Genomic DNA, 23,834 nt, shown 5'->3' on the forward strand with positions numbered 1-23,834 from the left:
CGAGGGAAATGGCTACGTAAATTACTATCTGGAGCGTCGTTTCGTTCACAGACCTAGCTTCTCATACGCCTCCGGCACGGCCCGGAGGAAACTGGTGAAAGACTGAACGCATCATGTTCAGCCTCAGACGCTCCCCCGCCACCGGCACGCCCGCCGTCGAACCCGCCGAACGCATCACCATCCCGCGGGAGATCCGGGTCCTGATCGCCGCTGCGTTCGTTATCGCCATCGGCTTCGGACTGGTGGCACCGGTGCTCCCGCAGTTCGCCCAAAGCTTCGACCTCCCACCGATCGTGGCCCGCCTTGACCTGGGGGTGACCGCCTCGGCCATCATCGTCAGCGCGTTCGCCTTCACCCGGCTGGTCTTTGCCCCGGCGGGCGGCAAGCTCGTCGAACGCCTCGGTGAACGGCCGGTCTATGTGTCGGGACTGTTGATCGTCGCGCTGTCGACTGCAGCGTGTGCGTTCGCCGCGGACTACTGGCAGCTGCTGATCTTCCGCGGACTGGGCGGTATCGGGTCCACTATGTTCACTGTGTCGGCGATGGGCCTGATCGTTCGGCTGGCGCCACCGGGCCTGCGCGGCAGGGTATCGGGCTCCTACGCTTCAGCTTTTCTGCTGGGCAGTATTTTCGGGCCCCTGATCGGCGGGTTGCTGGCTGTCTTCGGACTGCGGGTTCCGTTCCTCGTCTATGCGGGAGCCCTGATCATCGCCGCAGCAGTGGTCTTCTTCCAGCTGCGGGATTCGGCGCTCCGGGACAAGGCAGCCAACGCGGCGCCGCTCCCATCCCTGTCCGTGCGCGAGGCGCTCGGCGACTCCGCCTACCGGGCGGCGCTGGCATCGGGGTTCTCCAACGGGTGGTCCTCGTTCGGCGTGAGGATGGCGCTCGTCCCCCTGTTCGCCGCGGCCGTGCTGGGCGAAGGCCCTGAGGTGGCTGGCATCGCTCTGACCTTCTTCGCGGTAGGCACCGCGGTGGCCCTGACCTTTTCCGGCAGGCTGGCAGACCGGTTGGGCCGCAAACCCCTGGTGCTCACGGGGCTGGCCGTCAACGGGGCGGCGATGGCGGGTCTCGGCTTCACCACCGACCTGGTGATGTTCCTCGCGGTCTCTGTTGTCGCCGGTCTGGGTGCTGGCCTGCTGAATCCCGCCCAGCAGGCGGCCGTCGCCGATGTGATTGGCAACCAACGCAGCGGCGGAAAGGTGCTGGCAGCGTTCCAGATGAGCGCCGATACCGGCGCCATCATTGGGCCCATCATCGCCGGACTGCTCGTTGACGCCCTGTCCTTCGGATGGGCATTCGCCCTGACCGGCGTCGTCGCGTTTGCGGCGTTTCTGGTTTGGCTGGGCGCGCGCGAAACGCTTCCAGGAAAGGCTGGCCCCTAAGCGCCCGTTAGCCGGTAGTCACGCCGGCGCGAACCGCTGCAACAGCGATCTGCACACGGTTGTCCACGCCCAGCAGCTGCATAACCTGTGCCAGCCGCGCCTTGATCGTCGCCTCGCTGAGATTCATCTTCCGCGAGATCTGCAGGTTGGTCTGCCCGTCAGCCAAAGCGCCAACAATGAGCAAGTCCCGTCCGCTCATCGACTCGAAGCGGCTCACCACCTGCGCATCCATGCCGGCCACCGGGCGTGGCGCGTGCCGACAGGCTGGGAAGACGGCGTTCACCACCCCGCCCCGGTGCACGATGCGCAGGGCGGCGGCAATATCCTCGACAGTGAAATCCCGCACAATGTAACTCGATGCCCCAGCGGCGAAGGCCGCACCCATGGCGCTGCCCGAATCGCCGGTTCGGTTGGCCGAGAGGATAGCCACCTTCGGCGCCCCGGCAAGCCTGGAGATTGCCGAGGTAGTCTCAGCCAACCCCCGGTCGGAAATCAGCGCGTCCACCAAAACCACGTCGGGATGTTCAGTCCGGACCTGGGCGACCGCCTGTGTGCCGTGCGTGCTCAATCCCGTGACTTCAATGAATCCCGACCGGTTCAGCAATTGAGCGAGCGCGAGACCGGTTAGATAATCGTTGCCCGCCAGATGAACCGTGAGCGATTGGGAACGAAGGTCTTCCATTGTCACTAGATGTCTCCCCCAAACGGCTACCAAGTAGCAATGACTCCCCAGCCATTTGGCTAATCTACCCCATCAACTAAGCTGGCTTAGTAACAGTTGGGTCACTTTTTTCTAACTGACCAGACCTGTCAATTACCCACCTGACCGGGTGACATGGAGCACAGGAAACACCTCAAGGACAACCGGTGCTCCTGCCTTCGGTCGCGGACCGTCGGCCCACTCTCGCCTCAGGAGAAGATTCATGATCACTCGCAACCGCCTGCTCGCCGTCGGGTCCACAGCTGCACTCATCGCTGGCAGCACGTTCCTCAGCGCTGCACCGGCACAGGCCGCACTCGATTCGCCCGAGTGCCTGTCGGCGCAGGCCGACGTCCGCGCTGCACTGGACCGCACGGGGGCGGACCCCGAGCTCTCCCTCGAACTCTCGCTTGCCCTACAGGCTGTACTGGACGCCCAGGCTGATCTGGACGCGCTGGTAGCAGCGGCAGCTGTCGCCACCGGCGAAGCCCAAGGGGAGCTCGACGCGGCACTGCAGTTGCTCGTCGATGCGGAGCTGGCACTGGATAACGCGCAACTCGCCCTCGACGCTGCGCTGGCGGTTCTGCTGGACGCCGGCGTTGACGTGGACGACGCCACCGTAGCTCTCGACGCAGCGCTCGCCCTTCAGTCCGGTCTGATCGCCGACGCACGGACGGCCCTCGATGTGGCGGTTGCCGCCCAGGTCGTCGCGGATGAGGCAGTGGCCACCGCTGAGGCCGACCTGGCTGTAGCCATTGCCGACGGCGACCCGGTGGCGATCGCTGCTGCCCAGGTCGCTTTGGATGCTGCGCTCGCCGCGCAGGTGGTCGCTGACCTATCGGTGACCAACGCCCAGGTTGCAGTGGATGCGCTGCTGGCGGTCGAAACCGACGCCGTAATCGCGGCCCGGGCGGCCCTGGATGCGGCCGTGGCGCTGGAAGCCGATGCTCAGGTAGTGGCTGACGACCTCCAGCTGACGCCGGATGCCGCTGCGGCGGCCGCCGTCGATGCCCAGCTTGCCGTTGACGCTGCCGAGCTAGCGCTCGAGCTTGCAGCCGACACCGAAGCTATTCTCGCAGCCCAGGGGGCGCTCGACGCCGCGCTGGCGGTGCTGGTGAACCTTCAGCTGGAGGCGCCCGGGATCAGCGACGCCGATATCGCCGAGCTGGAAGCCTTGTTCGCTGTGGCGATCGCCAACTGTGGGGTGGGCGACGTGCTGCTCGACATCGACATCATCGTCGACGTGGACGGTGGTACAGGAGGCGACGGTGGCGACGGTGGCGACGGCGATTCCGGTGGTTCCGGTGGTTCCGGTGGTTCCGGTGGTTCCGGTGGTTCCGGTGGCGCAGGGAGCGGCAACGGAGGGACCGGCAGCGCCGGTGGAACCGGAGGCGCAGGTGGGTCCGGTGGAACCGGTGGCTCCGGGGCTGGCGGTTCGGCCGGGACGTCGGGTTCGGCGGGCAGCAACGGCGGTTTGAATATCCAGACCGGCAGCGACAGCGGCGATGTAACGGCTACCCCAGCGTCCACGGCGTCCACAGCATCCCCAGCATCACCTGCGAGCGCGGGGTTCCTGGGACTGGGGGCACTGTTGGCTGCAGGTGCAGCCGCGGCGGTAGTGAAACTGCGGCGCAACTCACGGGTGACAGGCTAGCTCCTCCTGCCGTCAGCTGACCAGCAGTGAAGGTGGCGCCGATCATCACCTCGATCGGCGCCACCTTCACACTGTGACTTTCACCCAACGAAACGAGGACCGATGACCAAAGATCGATTCCCCGGAGCACGGCAGAACCGCAGCTACCGGCTGGTGTACGTTGTGCTCGGCGCGCTGCTGACCTTGCTTACTGCGTGCTCGTCGGAAGTGGCAGCGTCGTCTGGCCCAGCGGACCGACCCTCGGGCAGCTACCAGACCTCTACCGCCCCCTTCTCCACCGCCCCCTCACCGGGCGCCCCCTCATCACCGTCAGCTGATCCCACGGGAACCGCTCCTCCTGCTGGACCGGCTGGGGCAGGACCCGCCGCCCTCGAAACAGGCCACGGCGACGAGGCAATCGTTGCTCCCGTTTCGGCGCCGATCGGGCTCACTGTTCCCTCAGCTGGCATTGATCTAGCGGTCCTGGGGCTGACACCGACCGCCGGTGAGGTTGCAGCGCAGTCGATTGTGCCGCCGTTCACCCTTGATGCGTACTGGCTCACCAGCTACGGCAGCCCCGGAGAAGGATCCACCAACACCACCTATGTCACCGGTCATAGCTGGGAGGACCGGGAAGCGCCGTTCAACCGGCTGAGCACCGACGTCGTCGTCGGGGATCCACTCACTCTGACCACTGAGACGGGCGCGTTGAACTACGTCGTCGAATCGGTCACGACCCACGATAAGGAGACGTTGAAGACCAGCGATATCTGGGACATTGTTCCCCACCGGTTGGTGATCATCAGCTGCTACACGGACGACCTGTGGGGGAAAAACGTCATCGTCACAGCGGTACCGTCCGGCTAGCTGCCTACGCGTCCACCAGCCGCTGGCTGATCACCGTGGAAACGCCGTCGCCCCTCATCGTCACCCCGTACAGCGCGTCTGCCACCTCCATCGTCCGTTTCTGGTGGGTGATGATGATGAGCTGGCTGGATTGACGGAGCTCCTCGAAGATGGTGATCAGCCGGCCCAGGTTGGTGTCATCGAGTGCCGCCTCCACCTCGTCCATCACATAGAACGGCGACGGCCGGGCCTTGAAGATCGCGACGAGGAGCGCGACGGCGGTCAGCGAGCGCTCACCCCCCGACAGCAGCGAGAGGCGCTTGATCCTTTTCCCCGCCGGGCGTGCCTCCACCTCGATCCCGGTGGTGAGCATATTGTCCGGGTCGGTCAGGACCAGCCTGCCCTCCCCTCCCGGGAACAGCCTGCCAAACACACGCTCAAACTGGACAGCGGTATCCTGGTACGCGGCGGTGAAGACCTGCTCCACCCGTTCGTCGACCTCCCGGATGATGTCCAGCAGGTCCTTGCGGGTCGCTTTGAGGTCCTCCAGCTGGGTGCTCAGGAACTGGTGGCGCTCCTCAAGGGCAGCGAACTCCTCGAGCGCCAGCGGATTGACCCGGCCCAGCGACGCGAGGTCCTTCTCGGCACGCTTCAACCGCTTCTCCTGGATCTCCCGCACGTAGGGCGTCCCGGTGGGCACCGGATTGCCGGCGTCGTCCACCGGCGCCCGGAGCTCAGCCCACTTGTCGGCGGCCGCTGCGGGAACCGGGACCGGCACATCGGGACCGTACTCGGCGATCAGATGGTCCGACGTGAATCCGAGCTCATCGATCGAGCGATTCGCCAGCGTTTCGATCCGGGCCCGCTGCTGGGCGCGCGCCAGTTCGTCGCGATGCACCGAGTCGGTCAGCGCGGCCAGTTCGGCGAGCAGCCTGTCGTTGCCGGTGCGGACCTCGGCCAGTTCGGCGTCCCACTGCGCCCGCCGGTCCTCGGCTGCATCCCGGAGGTGAGCCGCCCGGTCCACTGACACGTTGAGGTAGGCGAGTGCACTGGTGACCGCCTGCCCGACGGCGGCTGCCCGCTTCGCCTGCAGGCGGCGGACTCTCGCCCGCTCGGCAGCCTCGACGCGTGCCTGTCGTTCGGCGACCGCTGCCCGTTCGAGGGACAACGCACGGTTGCTGATGGACCGGAGTTGCTCCTCGGCGCTCCGCAGTGACAGCCGGGCTTCCATCTCGACCTGCCGCGACTGGGCTGCCCCGAGGGCCAGCAGGTCACGGTGCTCGGTGGAGGGTTCGCTGTCCGCCGGGGCGTCCTGGGCGGCGGAAAGCCGCCCGGTCACCTCGTGCAGCCGTTCCTGCTCGGCGGCGAGGTTGGCGGCGGCAGCGTCGGCCAGTCGGGTCAACCGTTCAGTCTCGCCTGCCGCCGACCGCACCACCGAACCCAGCTGACCCAGCTTTTCGGCGACCGCCGCGAGCCGGGCATCCGAGTCGTGGAGTTGTTCTAGCGCGTCGTTGGCCGTCGTCTGGGCGTCGTGCACCCTGGCTGTAGCGGCAGCAATCTCAAATCTGGCGCGTTCCATCCGGTTGGCCGCGGCGTCCAGCCGCCCGGTGGTTTCCTCAACCGCCGCCTGCACTTCCAGGACCCCCGGCTCACCGGCAGAGCCACCCCGCACTGACGCGACAGTGATCACCTGGCCATCCCGGGTCACGGCCGTCACGCGTGGCTGCGACGCCACCAGGGCAAATGCCTCAGCGAGTCCCTCAACCACCACACGGTCGGCGAGCAACCCGGTGACGACGCCAGCCAGCCGGCTGTCGCAACGGACCAGGCTGGCAGCCGGCACAGGTCCTGCAGGTACTTGTGTCGCCGTTTCCCCTATCTGCTTCCGCAGTTCTCCCCCAGCCAGTTCTCCCCCGGCGTGTCCTCCCCCGGCGACGAGCAGCGTGACCTGGCCGGCCCCATCGTCCAGGACCCGAAGCAGCACGCGCCGGGCCGCCTCAAAATTCTCGACGGCGACGGCGTCGGCTGCCGGACCGAGAGCGGCCGCGATGGCCGTCTCATACCCCGGCTGCACAGTAATCAGGTCGGTGACCGCGGTGAGCACCCCGTGCAGGCCGGCGTCGAGCACAGCCTGGCTGGCGTCCCTGCGTCGCAGCCCGGTCTGCAACGCATCCCGGCGCGCCTGCAGGGAGTCCCGTTCCCTGTCGGCGGCGCGCTCCTGCCGGGTCAGGTCCTCCAGTTCCGCCTGGACAGCCTCCAGGGCGCGGCTGGCAGTTTCGTACTGTTCGTCGAGGTTCTCTTCGCCCTCCTCGGCGCCTGCGACCTGCACCTCCAGGGCGGTGAACTCCTGCTGGGCGGCGGTCCGGCGCACGTTGACGTCGGCCACCGAGGCACGAAGCCGGCCCAGTTCGGCCCCGGCCGACTCCACCCGTGACCGGGCGGCGCCCACCTGGCCGGTGAGCTTGGCAAGTCCCTCGCGCCGGTCCGCCGCAGCGCGAAGCACCGCGGTGAGCCGGTGATCCTCGACCGCCGCGGCCTCCTCGGCGTCGCCGCGCAGTTCGACAGCCGTCTCGAGCGCTTCGCTGCGTTCCTCAACGTGGTCCCGCAGCGCAGCTTCCTCAGCACGGGCGCGGGCCGCCTGCTGGTCCAGCTCGTCGGGGGTCCTGCCGCCAGCCCGGGGGGCGCCGTCGTCGTCGGCGCTCTCCCCAAGGAGCCGCCGACGCTCCTCGGCGAGGCTGCCCAGCGACCTGAACCGTTCGCGGGTGTTGGCGAGCTGGTACCACGTGTCGCGGGCTGCGTTGAGTTGGGGGGTTGCCTCGGCGGCGAACCGTTCAAGGTCGGCCTGCCGGGACCGTCCGGCGGCGAGGAGTTTCTCGACGTCGGCGCGGCGATCCTTCAGGGCAGTCTCGTCGGCCACGTCGCGCTCGAAGGAATTCATCAGCTGCATCAGGTCGTCGGCCATAAGCCGTGCCCGGGCGTCCCTGACATCGAACTGGACGGTCTTGGCACGGCGGGCGACGTCGGCCTGTTTTCCCAGCGGGGTGAGCTGACGGCGAATTTCACCGGTCAGGTCGGTCAGGCGGGTGAGATTCGCCTGCATGGCGTCAAGTTTCCGCACGGTCTTTTCGCGGCGTCGCCGGTGCTTGAGGATTCCTGCTGCCTCCTCGATGAACCCGCGGCGGTCCTCGGGGGTGGCGTGCAGCACCTTGTCCAGCTGGCCCTGCCCGACGATCACGTGCATTTCCCGACCGAGCCCGGAATCCGAGAGCAGCTCCTGAATGTCAAGGAGCCGGCAGGTGCTGCCGTTGATCGCGTACTCCGAGCCACCGGTGCGGAACAGGGTCCGGGAAATGGTCACTTCGGCGTACTCGATTGGGAGGGCGCCGTCGGCGTTGTCGATGGTCAGCGAAACCTGGGCTCTGCCGAGGGGCGCCCGGCCCGACGTTCCGGCGAAGATGACGTCCTCCATCTTGCCGCCGCGGAGCGTTTTGGCACCCTGCTCGCCCATCACCCACGCCAGGGCGTCCACCACATTGGATTTACCTGATCCGTTGGGTCCCACCACAGCGGTGACACCCGGCTCGAAGTCGAACGTCGTCGCGGACGCGAAGGACTTGAAGCCGCGCACGGTTAGACTTTTCAGATGCACGGGATCTCTTAGGTCTCCAGAAGGTGATGGGTTTTCCCCTAATCTACTGCGTTGAGGCTCTGTTCAGCAGCATTGCGTGGGTTCACGCACCGCGTAATTAGGCGTCACCGCGGGCTGGAGAAAGAGAAAGGAAGTAGGCTTTATAACGAATCGTCAGATTCGTTTGTGCGTCCACGTGCCCCAGAGGCCATCCAGCGCAGGTTACCGAGGCGCACTGACCAGTCGACAAGGCAGGAAATTTGACCGGCAATTTCAACTTCCGACACCACAACACAGCGCTGCTTGGCGTGGAAAGTGTTGAGGCTCCGGTCATCGTCACCTCCAACGAGTTCGACCGTGTTCTGGCACCGGCGCTCAAGCGCCTCCGACTCTCCAGCGGCCTGCTTCAGCGGGTTGCTGGCATCACTGAACGCCGGTGGTGGGCTCCGGGCACCCGGTTTGACGACGCCGCCATCGAGGCGGGCGCGAAAGCCCTCGCTTCCTCGGGCATTGGTGCCTCACAGATCGGCCTCCTGATCAACACCTCGGTCACGCGCACCAACCTTGAACCATCGGTTGCCGTGAAAATCCACAACGGGCTGGGGCTGCCGTCATCGGCGATGAACTTCGACGTCGCCAACGCCTGCCTCGGGTTCGTCAACGGCATCACCCTGGCCGCGAACATGATCGAGGCTGGGCAGATCCAGTACGCGATGGTGGTCAATGGTGAAGATTCCCAGGCCACCCAGGAGGCCACGCTGCGCCGCCTCAACCAGCCGGACGCCACCAGGGCCAGCTTTCTGCAGGAGTTCGCCACCCTCACCCTCGGATCGGGGGCAGCCGCCGCAGTGCTGGGGCCAGCCGACGCCCACCCGGGCGCCCACCGCGTGTTGGGTGGAGTGGCACGTGCTGGAACCGAGCACCACGAACTGTGCATCGGCGGCATGGACGGCATGTATACAGATGCTCAGGGATTGCTCGACGGCGGCCTCGAGCTGGTCGTCGACGCCTGGAAAGAAGCACAACAGGAGTGGGACTGGACATCGATGGACCGCTACATCACCCATCAGGTGAGCAGCACCCACACGAACGCCATCGTCGAGGCGATTGATCTTGATCCTTCCCGGGTGCCGATGACCTTCCAGAAATGGGGCAATGTTGGTCCTGCTTCCCTGCCAATGACCCTCGCAGCCGAGGCGCAGACGCTCACGTCGGGCGACCGGGTGCTCTGCATGGGCGTTGGTTCAGGGCTGAATACCGCAATGCTGGAGATTGCGTGGTAGCACTTCCCGGCGTCGACCCGTCGTGGCCGGCCTACCGAGACGTCCCTTCCACCGCCGCAATAGACCCTGCGGGAACCACCAATAGCTGGCATTATCTAGATAATGGGTCTCAGCTGACCAGGCCAGCCCGCGGGACTCTGCTGTGTGTGCACGGCAACCCCACCTGGTCCTACCTGTGGCGGACCGTCCTCGCCGCGGGTGTTGAACACGGGTGGCGGGTGATCGCCGTCGACCAGCTGAACATGGGGCTTTCCGAACGGACCGGACGGTTCCGCAGGCTCGCTGACCGCGTGACTGACCTGGTTGACTTCGTCGATTCGATGGGACTCACCACACCGGTCATCACAGTGGGTCACGATTGGGGCGGTGTGGTCAGTCTCGGCTTCGCCGACCGGCGCAGGGACCTGGTGTCCGGAGTCGTGCTCACGAACACGGCGATCCACCAGGATCCCGACCGGCAGATTCCCGCTGCGCTTCGACTGGCGCTGCACCCGCTGGTTCACCGTTGGGGCACCAAGGACACGACGGCCTTTCTTGACGTTACGCACGCCCTGGCCCGTCCGTCGCTGCCCCAAGAGGTGCGGAAAGCGTTTCTGCTGCCGTACCGTGGTGCCGCCCGGCGTCAGGGCATCGCGGATTTTGTTGCTGACATCCCTGCCGACCCGTCGCATCCCAGCTATCCGGCGCTTCGGAGCATCGCTGAAGGCATTCGGACCCTCGATGTGCCCGCGTTGATGCTGTGGGGCCCCGAAGATCCGATTTTCTCCGACACCTACCTCAACGACCTCGCAGCACGCCTGCCGCACGCCGACATTCACCGGTTTGAGGGTGCTGGCCATCTGGTGGGCGAGGATCGGGACATCGCGACGCCACTGTTCGGATGGCTGGGTGGCACTGCGGCGCCGGCTCCTGAGGCCGGTCCGTCGTCGTCGTTCACCCCACTTGAACACGAACTGATTCAGCGTGCACAGGGGCTCGACGCGGACCAGTTGGCGGTTGCCGAGATGGGCTCCGACGGCCGCATCGGCCGGTCGCTGTCCTGGCGGGGGCTCGAGGATGAGGTGCAGTCCCTTGCGACCGCGCTACGGAGCATTGGTGTCAGCCGGGGTAGCCGAATCAGTCTCATGGTGCCGCCGGGGGTTGAGCTCACCGTGCTGCTGTACGCCTGCCTGCGGATTGGGGCGGTGATCATCGTCGCCGATGCCGGCCTGGGTCGAAAGGGACTGAGCAAAGCGGTCCGGGGCACGGTTCCCGACTTCCTCATCGGCATTGACCTGGCGTTGACCGCTGCGAAACTGTTCGGTTGGCCGGGACGCCGTATCAGTGTGGCCGCGATGCCAGCAGCCAAGCGGAGGGTCCTGGGGGTGGAGTACTCGCTCGCGGAGCTCCGTGTCAGCGGGGCTGGGGCTCCTGCTGCTTCTGGCACAACCGGGGCTTCCGCTGCTGACGAGCTGGATCCCGACGCACTCGATCCCGACGCATACGCCGCCATCCTCTTCACCTCCGGTTCGACCGGGCCCGCGAAGGGCGTCGTATACACGCATCGACGGTTGGCCGCCATGCGGGATACCGTCGCCCAAACCTTTGGTATCCGCCCCGGCGCTGGGCTGGTAGCCGGTTTCGCTCCGTTCGCGCTGCTCGGTCCGGCACTGGGAACGACGTCGATCACTCCCGACATGGACGTCACCAAACCGAAGACCCTGTCAGCGGCGGCCCTTGCCGACGCCGTCGCTGCGATCAGCGCCACCGCAGTGTTTGCGTCCCCAGCGGCGCTCAGGAACATTCTCGCCACCCGGAGCGAGCTGACTGCCGCTCATCGAGACGCACTGGCCGGCGTGTCACTGCTGCTGTCGGCAGGGGCTCCCGTGCCGTCACGGTTGCTGACCGAACTGTTTGGCGTCCTTCCCAAGGCGTCGCTGCACACGCCCTACGGGATGACCGAAGCGTTGCCCGTCACCGACATCGACCTCGGGATGATCCTTTCGGCCGAAGCCGATGCGGCAGCCGGGAGGGTGATCGGCGCGGGGAACGGGGTCTGCGTCGGCAGAGCCGTCTCGGGTGCGCAGATCACCGTCAGTCCCCTCAACCAGGCGGGTACCGCCGACGGCGACCCGACCACCGATGCCGGGGTCACCGGCGAGATTCTGATCAGCGCCCCACATGTGAAAGAGCGCTATCACCGGTTGTGGATCACCCAGAGTGATAGCTCACGGACGGGCGGCTGGCACCGGACCGGAGACGTGGGCCATTTCGACTGTGACGGCAAGCTCTGGGTCGAGGGCAGGCTCCCCCACATCATCACCGCGCCAACCGGCGTTGTCACCCCGGTGGGGGTTGAGCAGGCGCTCGAAACGGTCGACGCCGTCGGGCTGGCGGCGGTGGTCGGTGTTGGGCCGGCCGGTACGCAGGTGGTAGTCGCCGTCGTCGAGACTGTGCCGCCGGCCACCACGTCAGGGCTGGCGCCGGAGTCCCTTGCCGCCGGTGCGCGCACGGCAGCACAGTCCGCCGGAGTTGAGCTGTCGGCGGTGCTGGCTGTTCCGTTGCTGCCAACGGACATCCGGCACAACGCGAAAATCGACAGGACCCGGGTCGCCGCATGGGCGGCTAGGGTGCTCGCCGGCGGGAAGATCGGCTCGCTGTGAGGGTTCTCGTCACCGGTGCCAGCGGGATGCTGGGCAGGGTGACAGCGGATCTACTCCGATCCCAGGGGCATGAGCTACGGACGTTTCAGCGTCGGCCGTCGGGGTTGGCCGGCGTCGATGATTGGCTGGGATCGGTTACCGATCCGGAGGCGATCCGGCGGGCGGTGCGGGGCATGGATGCGGTGGTACATCTCGCGGCCAAGGTGTCATTTGCCGGTGCTGCAGCGGATTTCGAAACAGTCAATGTGGAGGGGACCCGGCTGCTGCTCTCCGCTGCTAGATCCGCCGGGATCCGGGACTTCGTCCTCATTTCCTCCCCGTCCGTGGCGCATGTCGGAGCGGCGCTGATCGGACAAAGTGCCACGAGCGCGACGCCGGGCTTGGTGCGGGGTCATTACGCCCAGACCAAGGGAAGGGCCGAACTGCTCGCCCTGGCGGCCGACAGCGAGGATTTCCGGGTTGCAGCTGTCCGACCCCACATCGTGTGGGGTCCTGGGGATACCCAGTTGGTGGAGCGAGTGATTGAGCGTGCCCGTGCGGGGCGTCTACCGTTGCTGGATGGCGGGACGGCCCTGGTGGATACCACCTATGTAGACAATGCCGCAGCAGCGATAGCCGCAGCGCTTTACGGCATGGACCGGTTGGCGGGGCAGGCGGTGGTGGTCACCAACGGTGAGCCGCGGCCCATCGGCGAGCTGATTGCGGGGATCTGCCGGGCTGGCGGGGTGCAGCCGCCGCGTTGGACGGTTCCGGGTCGGGCGGCGCGGGTGGCTGGATCGTTGGTGGAGCTGGTGTGGCAGCGGCGCGGCCTTGAGAGCGAACCACCGATGACCCGGTTCCTTGCCGAACAGCTGTCCACCGCCCACTGGTTTGATCAGCGCCGGACCCGAGAGTTGCTGGCGTGGACGCCGGCCGTGTCGATCGATGAGGGTTTGGCCCGGCTCGCCCGGCACTACCAGGGCTAGCTGGCGCCTCCCCGTCAGATTCTTGGTTTATTGATGTCTGGCTCGTCGGTCCGCGGTTTGCTCATGTTTGGCCCGATAATTCCGGGCTCGTTAGTCCCTGGCTCGTTGTTCCCTGGCTCGTTAGTCCCTGATCATTGGCTCTTCACCGACTGCGCCGTCCGCTTGTTCCCGCAATACATCAAGGTGGCCGAGGTGGCGTGCCGTCTCCTCGATCAGGTGCTGCAGGATCCACCGGAGTGTGTAGTCGTCGCGGGAGGACGTTGCATCCAACGAAGGGGCGGCCCGGACGACGGCGTCGCAGCGGCCCGATTCGGCTGAATAGTCCTGAAGGAGCCGCTGCATCGAAATATCGGGGGCGACGTGGTATTCGCCGTCCGGATCGGCGTCGGACCAGTCGTAGGTAAGACCTTGCTCCCCCGCGAAGACGTCCCTTAGCCAGGACCGTTCAACATTCTCGAGATGACGTACCAGGCCGTGCGGGGTGAGCCCGGTGGGGGTCGCGACGGAGCGTAGGGCGTCGTCGTCGACGTCCCCGACCTTCCAGGCGACCAGATCGCGTTGACGTTGGAGGAAGCCCAGGGTGGTGGTCGACTCGTCACCCTGGTGGGCGGGCTCGGTAATTCCCCGCCGCACGCCGTTGTTTGCTCCTGCACCGTCGCCAGCCGCCTGTGTCATTGATTCACCCTACCGGTGAGCCGTCTGACCGGGAAGCACGAAGGCAGAGCCGCGGCTATCGTCCACGCTGGCGCGGGACGAGACCATTCTGGCGTGGGGGTGGATATCCGATCCCTATGCCTCTTTACTGCGCCATTGCCTTCAATTACAGTGCGACAGTGGAGACTTCGCTGAAGAAGTACGTTCCCTACGTTCCTCGGACGCCGCCGATGGCTGTGGACGACCCGGTGGTGCGGTGGCTGCTGCAGGGCGATCCAGCGATCCGTTGGCAGGTGCTACGCGACCTCCTCGACGCCCTGCGGGATGAGGTGGTAGCTGAGCGGGCGAGGGTGGAGCACGAAGGGTGGGGCGCTAGGCTGCTCGCGCTGCGGGCGCCCGACGGACAGTGGGCGGACGGGGCATGCTTTCCTAATACCGCTGCGTTCGCCGAGAGTACCGCGCGGGCCTTGGCTGCCGGCAAGCCACCGCCGCCGTTCCCGTCGCCCACCACAGACCAGACCGAGACGCCAGGTGAGCACCCTGAGCAACCATGGATCGCTACCTACCCCGTGCTGCTCGATCTGTGCCACTTGGGCGTACCGCCGGACAGTGCGGTGATGCTAGAGACGGCACAGTTGGTCGACCGCAACTGCCGGTGGGAGTATGACGGGTTGCCTTTCTTCGCCGGGGAAGTCGACTGCTGCATCAACGCCGGCGTTGTCCTGATCGGTACCTACCTTGGCATCAACATCGATCCGGTGGTCAAGCGGCTCGTGGCCGACCAACTGCCTGACGGAGGCTGGAACTGCTGGGCCGAGTCGCGTTCGGCGCCGGGATCGTTCGCCAGTACTCTTGACGTAATCGACGCTTTACTGAGGTGGGAGCGACGCACCGGTGGATCCGACGAGGTCAGGCGGGCTCGCCACGGGGGCGAGGAATTTCTGCTTCGACGCGGTCTGTTCCGGTCGTTGCGCACAGGCGAGGTAGTGAACCCTCGATGGCTTCAGTTCTCTTACCCTCCACGCTGGCACTACGACCTGCTCAAAGCGACGAGCTACTTCGCTCTCCGCGGCGGACCGGCCGATCCGAGGCTGGTTGAGGCAGTCGATCAAGTTCGTACCAAGCGTCAGTCAAATGGACATTGGCTGCTGGAAAACCCTCACCCCGGGGCGGTCCACTTTCGATTCGAAGAACCCGATGGTACATCGAGTCGGTGGAACACCCTTAGGGCATTGCGGGTTCTTCGCTGGTACGACGCAGCGAGTCTCTCCGACGGAGCAAGCGTGACCCTATGACAAGAGCAGCAAGAAGATTTCGCATGCGCAAGTGACGTCGAGAGTGCCGTACGAACTGGTGTCATTTAACCACGGGTGACCGTTTCACAGACGAAGCACAAAGGCGCCACCGGATGTTTCCGGTGGCGCCTTCATGGTACTTCTCCAGACCGCCGCGACGGTATGGAAGGTTTAGAGCGTGTAGTACCCAACCAGTGGCATAGCGCTGACCGCGTGGACCAGGGTTCCCTGGGTTGGGTTCAGTGCGCTGACCATCTGGCCGTCACCGATATAGATGCCGATGTGTCCGCCGCCGTTCTGGACGACGAGGTCACCTGGCTGAGGGTTGCTGGTGGGGGTCAGCGCACCCATCTGTGCCTGGCTGGTGCGGGGCAGATCGATGCCGTGCTGGGCGTAGACCCACTGCACGAAGCCTGAGCAGTCCCAGCCAGCGGTTGAGCTGGTGCCACCGTAGACGTACGGTGCGCCGATCATTGACTCGGCCGTTCCGGCGATACCTGCGCTCGATACCTGTCCGCCGGTGGACGCCGCACCGATTGGCTGGATGTCCTCCGAGGCGGTGGTGATACCCAGCGTGCTGGTCTCAGCGGGGGCCGCCGGTGCAGCTACCTGGATCGCCGGGGCTGGCGCTGCTGCTGGGGCTGGCGCTGCTGCTGGGGCTGGCGCTGCTGCTGAAGCTGGGGCTGGCGCTGCTGCTGAAGCTGGCGCCGGTGCTGCTACTGGTGCTAACTGGCTTGACTGGCCAGTGTTGCCGGTCAGCGAGATGACGTCGCCTGGGAAGATGACCGAGTCCCAGCCGAGCCCGTTGGCGGCGAAAATCGACTCAACGCTGACGCCGTAGGTGCCGGCAATGCTGCCAAGAGTATCTCCGGGCTGAACCGTGTGAGTGGAGGCTCCGGGGGCTGGTGCGCTGGAGGCCTGGGCGACAGATGCCGGCGCGGCCTGGACGTCGACTTCGCCTGCAGCGTTAGCTGGCAGCCCGGCGCTCAACATCAGACCTGATGCGGCGACGACAACCGCTGCCGGACGGCCGATGGAGCCGGCATGTGAGCTGACTGCCTTGGATACGGTCTGCATGGCGCTTGGCGGGGTTGCACGGTGGCGCGCGATATAACGGTTCTTGGACATGATGATGTTGCCTCTCCCAGTGCCTGCGAAGTTAGCTGTCGGATTCGGATGGGAGCCACCCGGGTGCGATACCGCACCTTTACCCCTAGGCCGTCTTACGACGACCACTACTGGTTCCCCCGCTTCTGCCGGATGTATGCGAACGGACCTCGCGGCAGCGGCAGAATTAGGCAATCTGTCGGGAGGACGCTGAGTTGAACGGAACAGAGCGTGCCGTCTACTGTACCTATCGCTATGAGGTTTTGTCACATTTAGGTCACGGAGCCAGTGTGCCGTTGTGTGCCCCCGGTGGCGGCGACGGGCGACCGCCTCGATGATGGATTGCGTGCGCGGATCGATGATCCGGATTACTCCCCGGGTTACATTTCGCTGCCAGTCATTGCGTTTTCCGGCCAGAGCCGCCATCAGTTCGCGCGGCGCTACAGGCAGTGCGGCCCGGAAATTGACCCTACCGAGCCCGGCACGGGAAAGTTCCCTCCGGCATGCTAAGCCGCCAAGCTTTTGAAATGTCCTCACGGTATCCATACCTAATGGTTACCTGCCCGCAGGTGCTGCCGGACGGCGACATGTATTAAGTGGGTAAGTCTCCTGGGTGGAGGACAAGTCATCCAGTGGTGTCAGGACGAGAATCGGATGCCGACCTCACCGGAGCCGCGCTTCCTCGTTCACTGAGGGTCACTGTGTTTCGGCGTGAGGCCATTTAGTGGTAATTATGCGGGCGGTGCGTCCCGCCCGCATGGCCCCGAATTGATGGTCCCGGGCAAGGTTTTCCCATGGTTGGTTCGTCAACATTGGAGGCGCCAGAACTAATGGCAGCCTGCAGTGACTTCACGGCGTAGCCGGGAGCACCGGAACCAGTAAGGGGAATCATCATGTCGGCAGTGAACAGCAAAACCGCTCGGGGTTGGCAGACATGGAATACTGGGGATGAACCCGGTCTGCACCGAGGTGCAGGGCAGGGCCGTCGGAAGACTTTCCTGCGCCGGTTCGCCACCGTGACTGTTGCCTCCCTGTTGGCCGCATCCATGGCCCCTTTGGCTGCCGTGCCTGCGTTGGCTGCGACGGCGGGCATGAGTCCGGTCGACCCCCAGAATGGATTTCCCACCTGGTATTCAGACGGCAACGTCAAACTTCAGCTGTGCTACATGGCCGGAGCTGGTTGCCTGGCTGAACCGCCGGACCCAAACTCCCCGGCGTCCTACCCCGATAATTTTCCGGAAGAAGCGTTCTGGTTCAACGCAGGGGCATCCGGCGGAAAGCTTGGGCTCTACGAAGCGGCACTGGAAGGTGCCCACCTGAACGGTGTCGTAACGGCTGGCGAGCAGATGGGCTTCGGCCGGCTTCGGTTCATCGTCGAGGACCTCCAGCCAGGCGCCAGCTACACCATTACGCACCCCTACGGTGTCAACACGTTCGTCGCCGAGCAAGACCCGAAGGTGGCAACGGCCGGACGCATCAAGCAAACCATTGACGCCGGAGTCTGCGCACCCACACCCCAGCAGCCCTGCGATTGGGCCGGCGTCGGGCAAGCCTTCCTGGGCGACAACTCAGACAGCACGACATCGACCTTCCTGAAGCAAGTTGGCGCAGCGCCAGGAACGCTTGGCGACATCAACACAGCACGCGCCGTCACCGGTGCACCGACCGGAAACAACTTCGTGCGGGTGGACGGCCCGGACGCCGGCGGTCCCGGCGTCAACACCCTTACCGTCAACACCTTCACCGTCCAAGGCCTGATCTTCAACGGTGCCGACGCCGCCCCTTCGACCCCCGACCTCGCGCCGGCGAGCGACAGTGGAAAATCAGGCACAGACAACATCACCAATGTGACCAGGCCGACCCTCACCGGAACCGTACCGGGCGTCGGCGTCAGCGAAGCGACGGTGGAGTTGCTAGTGGATGGCGCCACGGCTCCAGCTGCAACGACCACCACCACCGCTGGCGCATACTCGGTTCTCCTGGACACAGCCCTCACATCCGGTACCCACAGGGTCCAGGCCCGAACACCCAATCCCGAATACACAGTGGACCCAGCAACGGGTGAACCGGTTGATCCCACGATTCCCCAATATCTCATCTCGGGAACGCTCACCTTCAAATTGGACACGGTCGCTCCGCCCGTCGCTATTGTGGCGCCTTTCCCGTCCAACCCGACCGCCGACACCACCCCAACCGTGAACTTCACGTCCCCGGAGCCAAGTGTCAGCTTCGAATGCCAGCTGGTGCCAAGCAACCCCGACTGGGATCCAACCTGTGCCTCGCCAAAGAGCTACGACCCACAGCTCAACGGGACTTACACTTTCAACGTCCGCGCCACCGATCCCGCGGGTAACGTCGGAACCCAGGCCACCCGGACCTGGACCATTGGCCCGGCTGACACCATTGCACCAACCCTCAGCGCGCAATCGCCTTCAAGTAACGCCAGCGGGGTCCCCATGCTCAACACGATCTCCGTCAGATTCTCCGAACCGGTCAGAAACGTTGATGCATCAACGTTCATCCTTCAGGATCCTGCGGGCGCCATCGTGCCGTCGACCGTTACCTTCGACACCGCCACCAACCAGGCGGTCCTGGATCCCACCAACCCTCTGGCGGGCAGCACCCGCTACACCGTCTCACTCAAGAACACCATCGCGGACCTTTCCGGAAACCAATTCGCTGGCAGCACGTGGGCCTTCACCACTACTGACACAACCCTCCCGACCGTCACCTCCCGCAGCCCCCTTACCGGCGCCACCGGCGTCAGCACCACAGGGAACATGACGGCGACCTTCAGCGAAGCCGTCCAAGGCGTCAGCGGGACAACCTTCACCCTGAGAAACGCCGCCGGAACAGCAACCGCCGCCACGGTGTCCTACAACGCCACCACCCGGGTCGCGACCCTGGATCCCACGGCGACCCTGGCAGCGAACACCAATTACACGGCTACCCTGACCGGAAGCACAACCAGCATCCGAGACACCGCCAACAATCCTTTGGCCACCACGTCCTGGTCCTTCACCACCGGAGCCGCGCCCGACACCACCGCCCCAACCGCCACCTCCCGCAGCCCTCTCACCGGCGCCACCGGCGTCAGTACTTCAGGGAATGTTACGGCGACCTTTAGTGAGGCCGTCCAAGGCGTCAGCGGGACAACCTTCGCCCTGAGAAACGCCGCCGGAACAGTAACCGCCGCCACGGTGTCCTACAACGCCACCACCCGCGTCGCAACCCTGGATCCCACGGCAACCCTGGTGTCGGACACGCGCTATACCGTTGCTCTGACCGGCGGAGCCACCGGCATCCGGGATGCTGCTGGCAATCCCCTGGCCACCCAGAGCTGGGCGTTCACCACCGGTCCCGCCCCGTCGGTGACAGGACGGACACCGGGCATCAACGCAACGGCAGTGAGCACGACGGGAAACATCACTGCCACGCTGAGCGAGTCAGTCGCAGGAATCAGTGGAACGACGTTTGCGCTCCGGAATGCTGCGGGGACAACCGTCGCCGCGACAGTGTCCTACAACGCCACGACCCGCGTCGCGACGCTCAATCCCACGGCTACTCTGGCTTCGGACACGCGCTACACGGCGACCCTCACCGGAGGAGCCACCGCTATCCGGGACGCTGCAGGAAATCCCCTGGCCACCCAGAGCTGGTCGTTCACCACCGGTCCCGCTCCAACGGTGACAGGAAGGACTCCGGGCATCAACGCAACGGCAGTGAGCAGGACCGGTAACATCACCGCAACATTCAGTGAGGCCGTCACTGGAGTCAGCGGCGCCACCGTTGCCCTTCGGACCTCAGCCGGAGCAGCCGTCACAGCTGTAGTGTCCTACAACACCACTACCCGTGTCGCCACGCTCAACCCATCGGCAACCCTGACGGCCAACACCAGCTACCGAGTCACCCTGACCGGCAGCACCACGGCACTGCGCGACATCGTGGGCAATCCGTTGCTCACTACGACATGGAACTTCACCACCGGCCCATGACACGCTCCCAGTAAGTCGACGAAAGCGGCCCCGATCAGCAAGCCTGCCTGAATCGGAGCCGCTTTGTCGCGTCGGCGCCACCAGCCTTTTCCGAATTTACCAACGGCCGTTCCGGGGTTTCGGCTGACACCGGGGGCAGGTGAATGACGAACGGTTCATAAACATCTCACGACGCATCAGCGCGACCCCCTGGAACAACGGATCACCGGCGCAGCGGCTGCACGGTTCGCCCTCCCGGCCGTAGGCGTTCAGCGAACGCTCGAAGTATCCGGAGCTGCCGTTGACGTTCACGTAGAGCGAGTCAAAGCTGGTGCCGCCGGCCGCAAGCGCCCGTACCATGACGTCGCGGCAGGCGTCAACTAACCGCGACGCGTCGGCGCGTCTCATGGAGTCGGTCGGGCGCGCGTAATGCACCTTCGCGGCCCAGAGTGCTTCGTCGGCGTAGATGTTGCCGATCCCGGAGATCAGACCCTGGTCGAGGAGCGCCCGCTTGATACCCGTCTTGCGCCGTCGCAGCTTCGCGAAGAAGCTTTCAAAGGAGAACACGGGATCGAGCGGGTCGCGGGCAATGTGGGAGGCCTCTGCCGGAATCAACGGCAGGGGGCTCTCGCCAAGACCACCCGGCTGTCCGTCGTCGGTCGACACCATCGACGTCACGAAGAGGCCACCGAAGATGCGTTGATCAACAAACCGCAGTTCCCCCGGCAAAGGCCCAGTCGGCCCCCCCGCCGCCGACAGCGTCAGTCTGACCCGTAGGTGCTTTTCCTCGGGCGAGCCAGCGTCTTTGACCAGCAACTGCCCACTCATCCCCAGGTGAGCCATCAGGGCCACGGGCGCGACATCAGCGGACGAACCAGCCAGCGCCAACGACGCCGACGACGCCGACCCAGTGCTGACTATCTCGGCCGGGGCAGCCAACGGCATCCATAGAAATTTTCCGCGGCGCACCACGTCGAGGACCCGGGCCCCCACCAGGTTGCCGCTGAAGTCGTCGGCGCCGAGCCCGTGACGGCGGATGGACCGGAGATCGAGGATGTCGACGTCGTCGATGGTTCGCCCCAACACCCAGCGGGCGAGGCCACGGCGCACCACCTCGACCTCGGGAAGTTCAGGCATCGGGAAGTCCAGGCATCGGGAAAGTTAGGCTGACTCAGTCGACGCCGCGGCGGCAGCACCAGGATCGGCAAGCTCAGAAGCGGCATGGTCATTGGCCGGGGTGGCAGCGGCAGGTACAGACACCGAGTAGGCGGACGACTTGGGCTCTGCGGCCATCACCCGCAGCATCTTCCATGACGCTGCTGCCGCTTCCTGCTCGGCTTCCTTTTTCGACGGACCGGATCCTGAGCCGTACGGCAGACCGCCCACCGTGAGGAGAGCCTCGAAGGTGCGGGCATGGTCGGGCCCGGTGCCGGTGACCTTGTAGTCGATGACGCCGAGCCGTCGTGCGGCGGCGATCTCCTGGATGCTGGTCTTCCAGTCGGTGCCGGCGCCCATCGCCGCGGCGCTGCCGAGGAGAGGAGCCACCAGCCGCATCACCATGGCCCGCGCCACTTCAATACCGTTGCTCAGGTAGGTGGCCCCGATGACGGCTTCCATGGTGTCGGCGAGGATTGAGGCCTTGTTTTTACCGTCGGTCAGCTTCTCCCCCTGCCCGAGCAGGACGTGCTGGCCAAGTTCGAGCTCGCGAGCAATACCGGCCAGGGCGCGGGTGCTGACGACCGCGGACCGGCGCTTGGCGAGGTCGCCTTCGGACAGGTCGGGATTATCGCGGTACAGCGCATCGGTCACCGCCAGTCCCAGCACAGAGTCACCGAGGAACTCAAGGCGTTCGTTGGTGGGGATGCCCCCCTGCTCGTAGGCAAAGGAGCGGTGTGTCAGGGCAAGACGAAGCGTCCCGGCGTCTATAGAGACACCGAGACGCTTCAAAAGGTCTTCAGTATTTGCCACGTCTACTTACGCATTCGCATAAGAACGCTGCGGGCACCACGTTGCCGGGGCGCGCAGCGGTCGTTAGACGTCGGCTACTTTGCGTCCCTTGTACTCAAGGAACAGTGCAGTGCCGGCGAAGTCGGTTACTACCTTGGCCTGGTGAGCCAGGCTGTAGGTAACGCGGCCGTTCTCCACGGTCTTCACCAGTTTGGGCGCAGTCGCCTTCCATTGGGACCGACGTGCACGGGTATTCGAGCGGGACATTTTCCGCTTAGGAACAGCCACGACTAACTCTCTTCTCTCTCGACAGACTCTGTACTTGTTGCCGCATCGCTCGACGCGGCAGTGCCAGTCAGCCCGGTAAGGGCGGACCAACGGGGATCCAAAATTTCGTGCTGATGATCGGGGTCATCCGCTAGGTGTACTCCACATTCAGAACACAAGCCCTCGCAGTCCTCCCGGCATACCGGCTGGAACGGCAGCGACGTTACCACTCCGTCCCGAAGCACCGGCTCAAGATCAATTGAATCCCGATCAACCCGGTGCTCTTCAACAAGCTCATCTCCTTCGGACAACTCGACGTCGTCGTAATAGAAAAGCTCTTGCACATCGATGCTGCTGTCGTACCTGATGGGATCCAGGCACCGACCGCATTCGCCCACTATCTCGACGTCTGCGGTACCCGATACCAGGATGCCTTCATGTACTGCCTCAAGTCTCAGATCCAGTTCCACAGGGGAACCTTCCTGAACACCGATGAGAACCACACCGAAATCCTTAGGTGCGGGTACATGTTCTTCGATTGTTCGCATGCTGCCTGGGCTACGCCCGAGGTCCTTGACATTGAATATCAAAGGCGAACTGAGATCGCTCTTAATGGGAACTCCTGTAGAACATATGACCGACGTATCATCTTAGCCTGATAAGCCCGCCCGGCTCAAACCAGGGCCCGCGGGCCCTGCATGCGGCGTACGCCGACGGCGAGTGCCGTTCATGCTCCACCTCACCACGGATTCGGTGCAGTTCCAAACCCGCCACGCGGGTCGGAGCGGGATCGACAACGCTCCGACCACCGGTCCCCCATCACTGGACTACCTACCCGTAAGCTTTGTCCAGTGAAGATCCCCCCAGCCGCCGGTGCCATCTGGCCGTGGCTGCGACGATCAATGACGCTGCTGGCCGCTCTTCTCTGCGTCTGGCTCATTGCCTGCTACTCCCTGTTCATCAATCCTCCGGTGTTTGGCTCCGACCAGGTGGCCGGCGTTGAGGCGGACGCTGTTGTGGTGCTCGGCGGTGACAGTTCAGAACGCCTCCCGGTGGGGCAGGAACTGGTGGCAGCCGGGCATGCTCCCATCCTGGTCATGTCGAACACCGACACTCCGGGCAACGTCGACGCCGACAAGTTGTGCCGGCGACCGGCCCACGTGTCGCGGGTGTGCTTTGAACCGGATCCGCGCACCACCCGCGGCGAGGCTCGAGCCCTGGCCCGGCTCGCTGCGGACCGGGGATGGGACAGGCTGATCGTTGTCACCTCGGACTATCACGTGCTGCGGGCCTTCACGAATCTGAGCCAGTGCTCAAACTCGACGTTCATCATGGTGCCGTCCCAGCCGGACCACGGGCTGCTTGGCTGGCTCCCCCGGTTTATCGAGGAAAGCGCGGCCCTCACGGCGAGCTACCTGCGACCAGTGTGCGCCAACCGCATCTGATCACCCTTCCCCGCACCATGGTGCAACAGCGACATTGGTCAGTATGCTTAGGTTCACCTGGGCCCC

General features: G+C 65.1%; 17 protein-coding genes and 1 riboswitch. Of the genes, 9 read left to right on the top strand and 8 right to left on the bottom strand.

Annotated elements, in window-relative coordinates:
• Positions 1-113: 113 nt before the first annotated feature.
• On the top strand, positions 114-1,382 hold the full coding sequence (locus ACX80O_RS10045) for an MFS transporter (RefSeq protein ID WP_459333352.1): 1,269 nt from the start codon (positions 114-116) through the stop codon (positions 1,380-1,382).
• 7 nt (positions 1,383-1,389) lie between these two features.
• Here the strand turns inward: ACX80O_RS10045 and ACX80O_RS10050 are convergent, their stop codons facing one another.
• Positions 1,390-2,064: a LuxR C-terminal-related transcriptional regulator gene (locus ACX80O_RS10050; protein WP_459307068.1), complete on the bottom strand. Its 675-nt coding sequence runs from the start codon at positions 2,062-2,064 to the stop codon at positions 1,390-1,392.
• A 241-nt stretch (positions 2,065-2,305) separates the two neighbouring features.
• Between ACX80O_RS10050 and ACX80O_RS10055 the strand changes: the two genes are divergently transcribed.
• Together ACX80O_RS10055 and ACX80O_RS10060 are read left to right on the top strand one after the other, a co-directional pair.
• Positions 2,306-3,736: a hypothetical protein gene (locus ACX80O_RS10055; protein WP_459333353.1), complete on the top strand. Its 1,431-nt coding sequence runs from the start codon at positions 2,306-2,308 to the stop codon at positions 3,734-3,736.
• A 102-nt stretch (positions 3,737-3,838) separates the two neighbouring features.
• Positions 3,839-4,582, top strand: coding sequence for a class F sortase (locus ACX80O_RS10060; protein ID WP_459333354.1), 744 nt, complete (start codon positions 3,839-3,841; stop codon positions 4,580-4,582).
• Between the two features lie 4 nt (positions 4,583-4,586).
• Here the strand turns inward: ACX80O_RS10060 and smc are convergent, their stop codons facing one another.
• A complete protein-coding gene (smc, locus tag ACX80O_RS10065; RefSeq protein ID WP_459333355.1) occupies positions 4,587-8,210 on the bottom strand; it encodes a chromosome segregation protein SMC in 3,624 nt (1,207 codons plus the stop codon).
• Positions 8,211-8,449: 239 nt separating this feature from the next.
• Between smc and ACX80O_RS10070 the strand changes: the two genes are divergently transcribed.
• From ACX80O_RS10070 to ACX80O_RS10080, 3 genes are read left to right on the top strand one after another with little or no spacing between them, the layout of a single operon-like run.
• Positions 8,450-9,472, top strand: a complete 1,023-nt coding sequence (locus tag ACX80O_RS10070) for a 3-oxoacyl-ACP synthase III (protein ID WP_459307060.1) — start codon at positions 8,450-8,452, stop codon at positions 9,470-9,472.
• On the top strand, positions 9,466-12,114 hold the full coding sequence (locus ACX80O_RS10075) for an alpha/beta fold hydrolase (protein WP_459333356.1): 2,649 nt from the start codon (positions 9,466-9,468) through the stop codon (positions 12,112-12,114). The genes ACX80O_RS10070 and ACX80O_RS10075 overlap by 7 nt, the downstream gene beginning before the upstream one ends.
• Positions 12,111-13,079: an NAD-dependent epimerase/dehydratase family protein gene (locus tag ACX80O_RS10080; protein ID WP_459333357.1), complete on the top strand. Its 969-nt coding sequence runs from the start codon at positions 12,111-12,113 to the stop codon at positions 13,077-13,079. Before ACX80O_RS10075 ends, ACX80O_RS10080 begins: the two co-directional genes overlap by 4 nt.
• 120 nt (positions 13,080-13,199) lie before the next feature.
• Here ACX80O_RS10080 and ACX80O_RS10085 read toward each other — a convergent pair whose 3' ends face one another.
• Positions 13,200-13,754 carry a DinB family protein gene (locus ACX80O_RS10085; RefSeq protein WP_459333358.1) on the bottom strand — a complete coding sequence of 185 codons (555 nt, stop codon included), beginning with the start codon at positions 13,752-13,754 and terminating at the stop codon, positions 13,200-13,202.
• Positions 13,755-13,912: 158 nt separating this feature from the next.
• On the opposite strand from ACX80O_RS10085, the gene ACX80O_RS10090 reads away from it, so the two are divergent.
• Positions 13,913-15,028: a hypothetical protein gene (locus ACX80O_RS10090; protein WP_459333359.1), complete on the top strand. Its 1,116-nt coding sequence runs from the start codon at positions 13,913-13,915 to the stop codon at positions 15,026-15,028.
• A 171-nt stretch (positions 15,029-15,199) separates the two neighbouring features.
• Here ACX80O_RS10090 and ACX80O_RS10095 read toward each other — a convergent pair whose 3' ends face one another.
• A complete protein-coding gene (locus ACX80O_RS10095) occupies positions 15,200-16,156 on the bottom strand; it encodes an NlpC/P60 family protein (protein ID WP_459333360.1) in 957 nt (318 codons plus the stop codon).
• 6 nt (positions 16,157-16,162) lie between these two features.
• A riboswitch (cyclic di-AMP (ydaO/yuaA leader) is annotated at positions 16,163-16,323 on the bottom strand.
• 714 nt (positions 16,324-17,037) lie between these two features.
• On the opposite strand from ACX80O_RS10095, the gene ACX80O_RS10100 reads away from it, so the two are divergent.
• The gene (locus ACX80O_RS10100) at positions 17,038-20,130 is read left to right on the top strand and encodes an Ig-like domain-containing protein (protein ID WP_459333361.1); all 3,093 of its coding nucleotides are present in this window, start codon (positions 17,038-17,040) and stop codon (positions 20,128-20,130) included.
• Between the two features lie 96 nt (positions 20,131-20,226).
• Here ACX80O_RS10100 and mutM read toward each other — a convergent pair whose 3' ends face one another.
• The 4 genes from mutM to ACX80O_RS10120 form a co-directional block, all read right to left on the bottom strand.
• Positions 20,227-21,246, bottom strand: a complete 1,020-nt coding sequence (gene mutM, locus ACX80O_RS10105; RefSeq protein ID WP_459307044.1) for a bifunctional DNA-formamidopyrimidine glycosylase/DNA-(apurinic or apyrimidinic site) lyase — start codon at positions 21,244-21,246, stop codon at positions 20,227-20,229.
• Positions 21,247-21,270: 24 nt separating this feature from the next.
• Positions 21,271-22,077, bottom strand: coding sequence for a ribonuclease III (gene rnc, locus ACX80O_RS10110; RefSeq protein ID WP_459333362.1), 807 nt, complete (start codon positions 22,075-22,077; stop codon positions 21,271-21,273).
• 63 nt (positions 22,078-22,140) lie between these two features.
• Positions 22,141-22,344: a 50S ribosomal protein L32 gene (rpmF, locus tag ACX80O_RS10115; protein WP_459333363.1), complete on the bottom strand. Its 204-nt coding sequence runs from the start codon at positions 22,342-22,344 to the stop codon at positions 22,141-22,143.
• 2 nt (positions 22,345-22,346) lie between these two features.
• A complete protein-coding gene (locus ACX80O_RS10120; RefSeq protein WP_459307041.1) occupies positions 22,347-22,913 on the bottom strand; it encodes a YceD family protein in 567 nt (188 codons plus the stop codon).
• Between the two features lie 261 nt (positions 22,914-23,174).
• On the opposite strand from ACX80O_RS10120, the gene ACX80O_RS10125 reads away from it, so the two are divergent.
• Positions 23,175-23,768 (top strand): YdcF family protein, encoded by a 594-nt coding sequence (locus tag ACX80O_RS10125; protein ID WP_459307040.1) that lies wholly within the window; start codon positions 23,175-23,177, stop codon positions 23,766-23,768.
• Positions 23,769-23,834 lie beyond the last annotated feature (66 nt).

Source organism: Arthrobacter glycogeni, from assembly GCF_054511155.1.

Excerpts from the sequence above, each read along its gene's own strand:
- ACX80O_RS10045 (WP_459333352.1), top strand. The coding sequence starts at position 114 with ATGTTCAGCCTCAGACGCTCCCCCGCCACCGGCACGCCCGCCGTCGAA.
- ACX80O_RS10050 (WP_459307068.1), bottom strand. The coding sequence starts at position 2,064 with ATGGAAGACCTTCGTTCCCAATCGCTCACGGTTCATCTGGCGGGCAAC.
- ACX80O_RS10085 (WP_459333358.1), bottom strand. The coding sequence starts at position 13,754 with ATGACACAGGCGGCTGGCGACGGTGCAGGAGCAAACAACGGCGTGCGG.
- ACX80O_RS10055 (WP_459333353.1), top strand. The coding sequence starts at position 2,306 with ATGATCACTCGCAACCGCCTGCTCGCCGTCGGGTCCACAGCTGCACTC.
- mutM (WP_459307044.1), bottom strand. The coding sequence starts at position 21,246 with ATGCCTGAACTTCCCGAGGTCGAGGTGGTGCGCCGTGGCCTCGCCCGC.
- ACX80O_RS10060 (WP_459333354.1), top strand. The coding sequence starts at position 3,839 with ATGACCAAAGATCGATTCCCCGGAGCACGGCAGAACCGCAGCTACCGG.
- ACX80O_RS10095 (WP_459333360.1), bottom strand. The coding sequence starts at position 16,156 with ATGTCCAAGAACCGTTATATCGCGCGCCACCGTGCAACCCCGCCAAGC.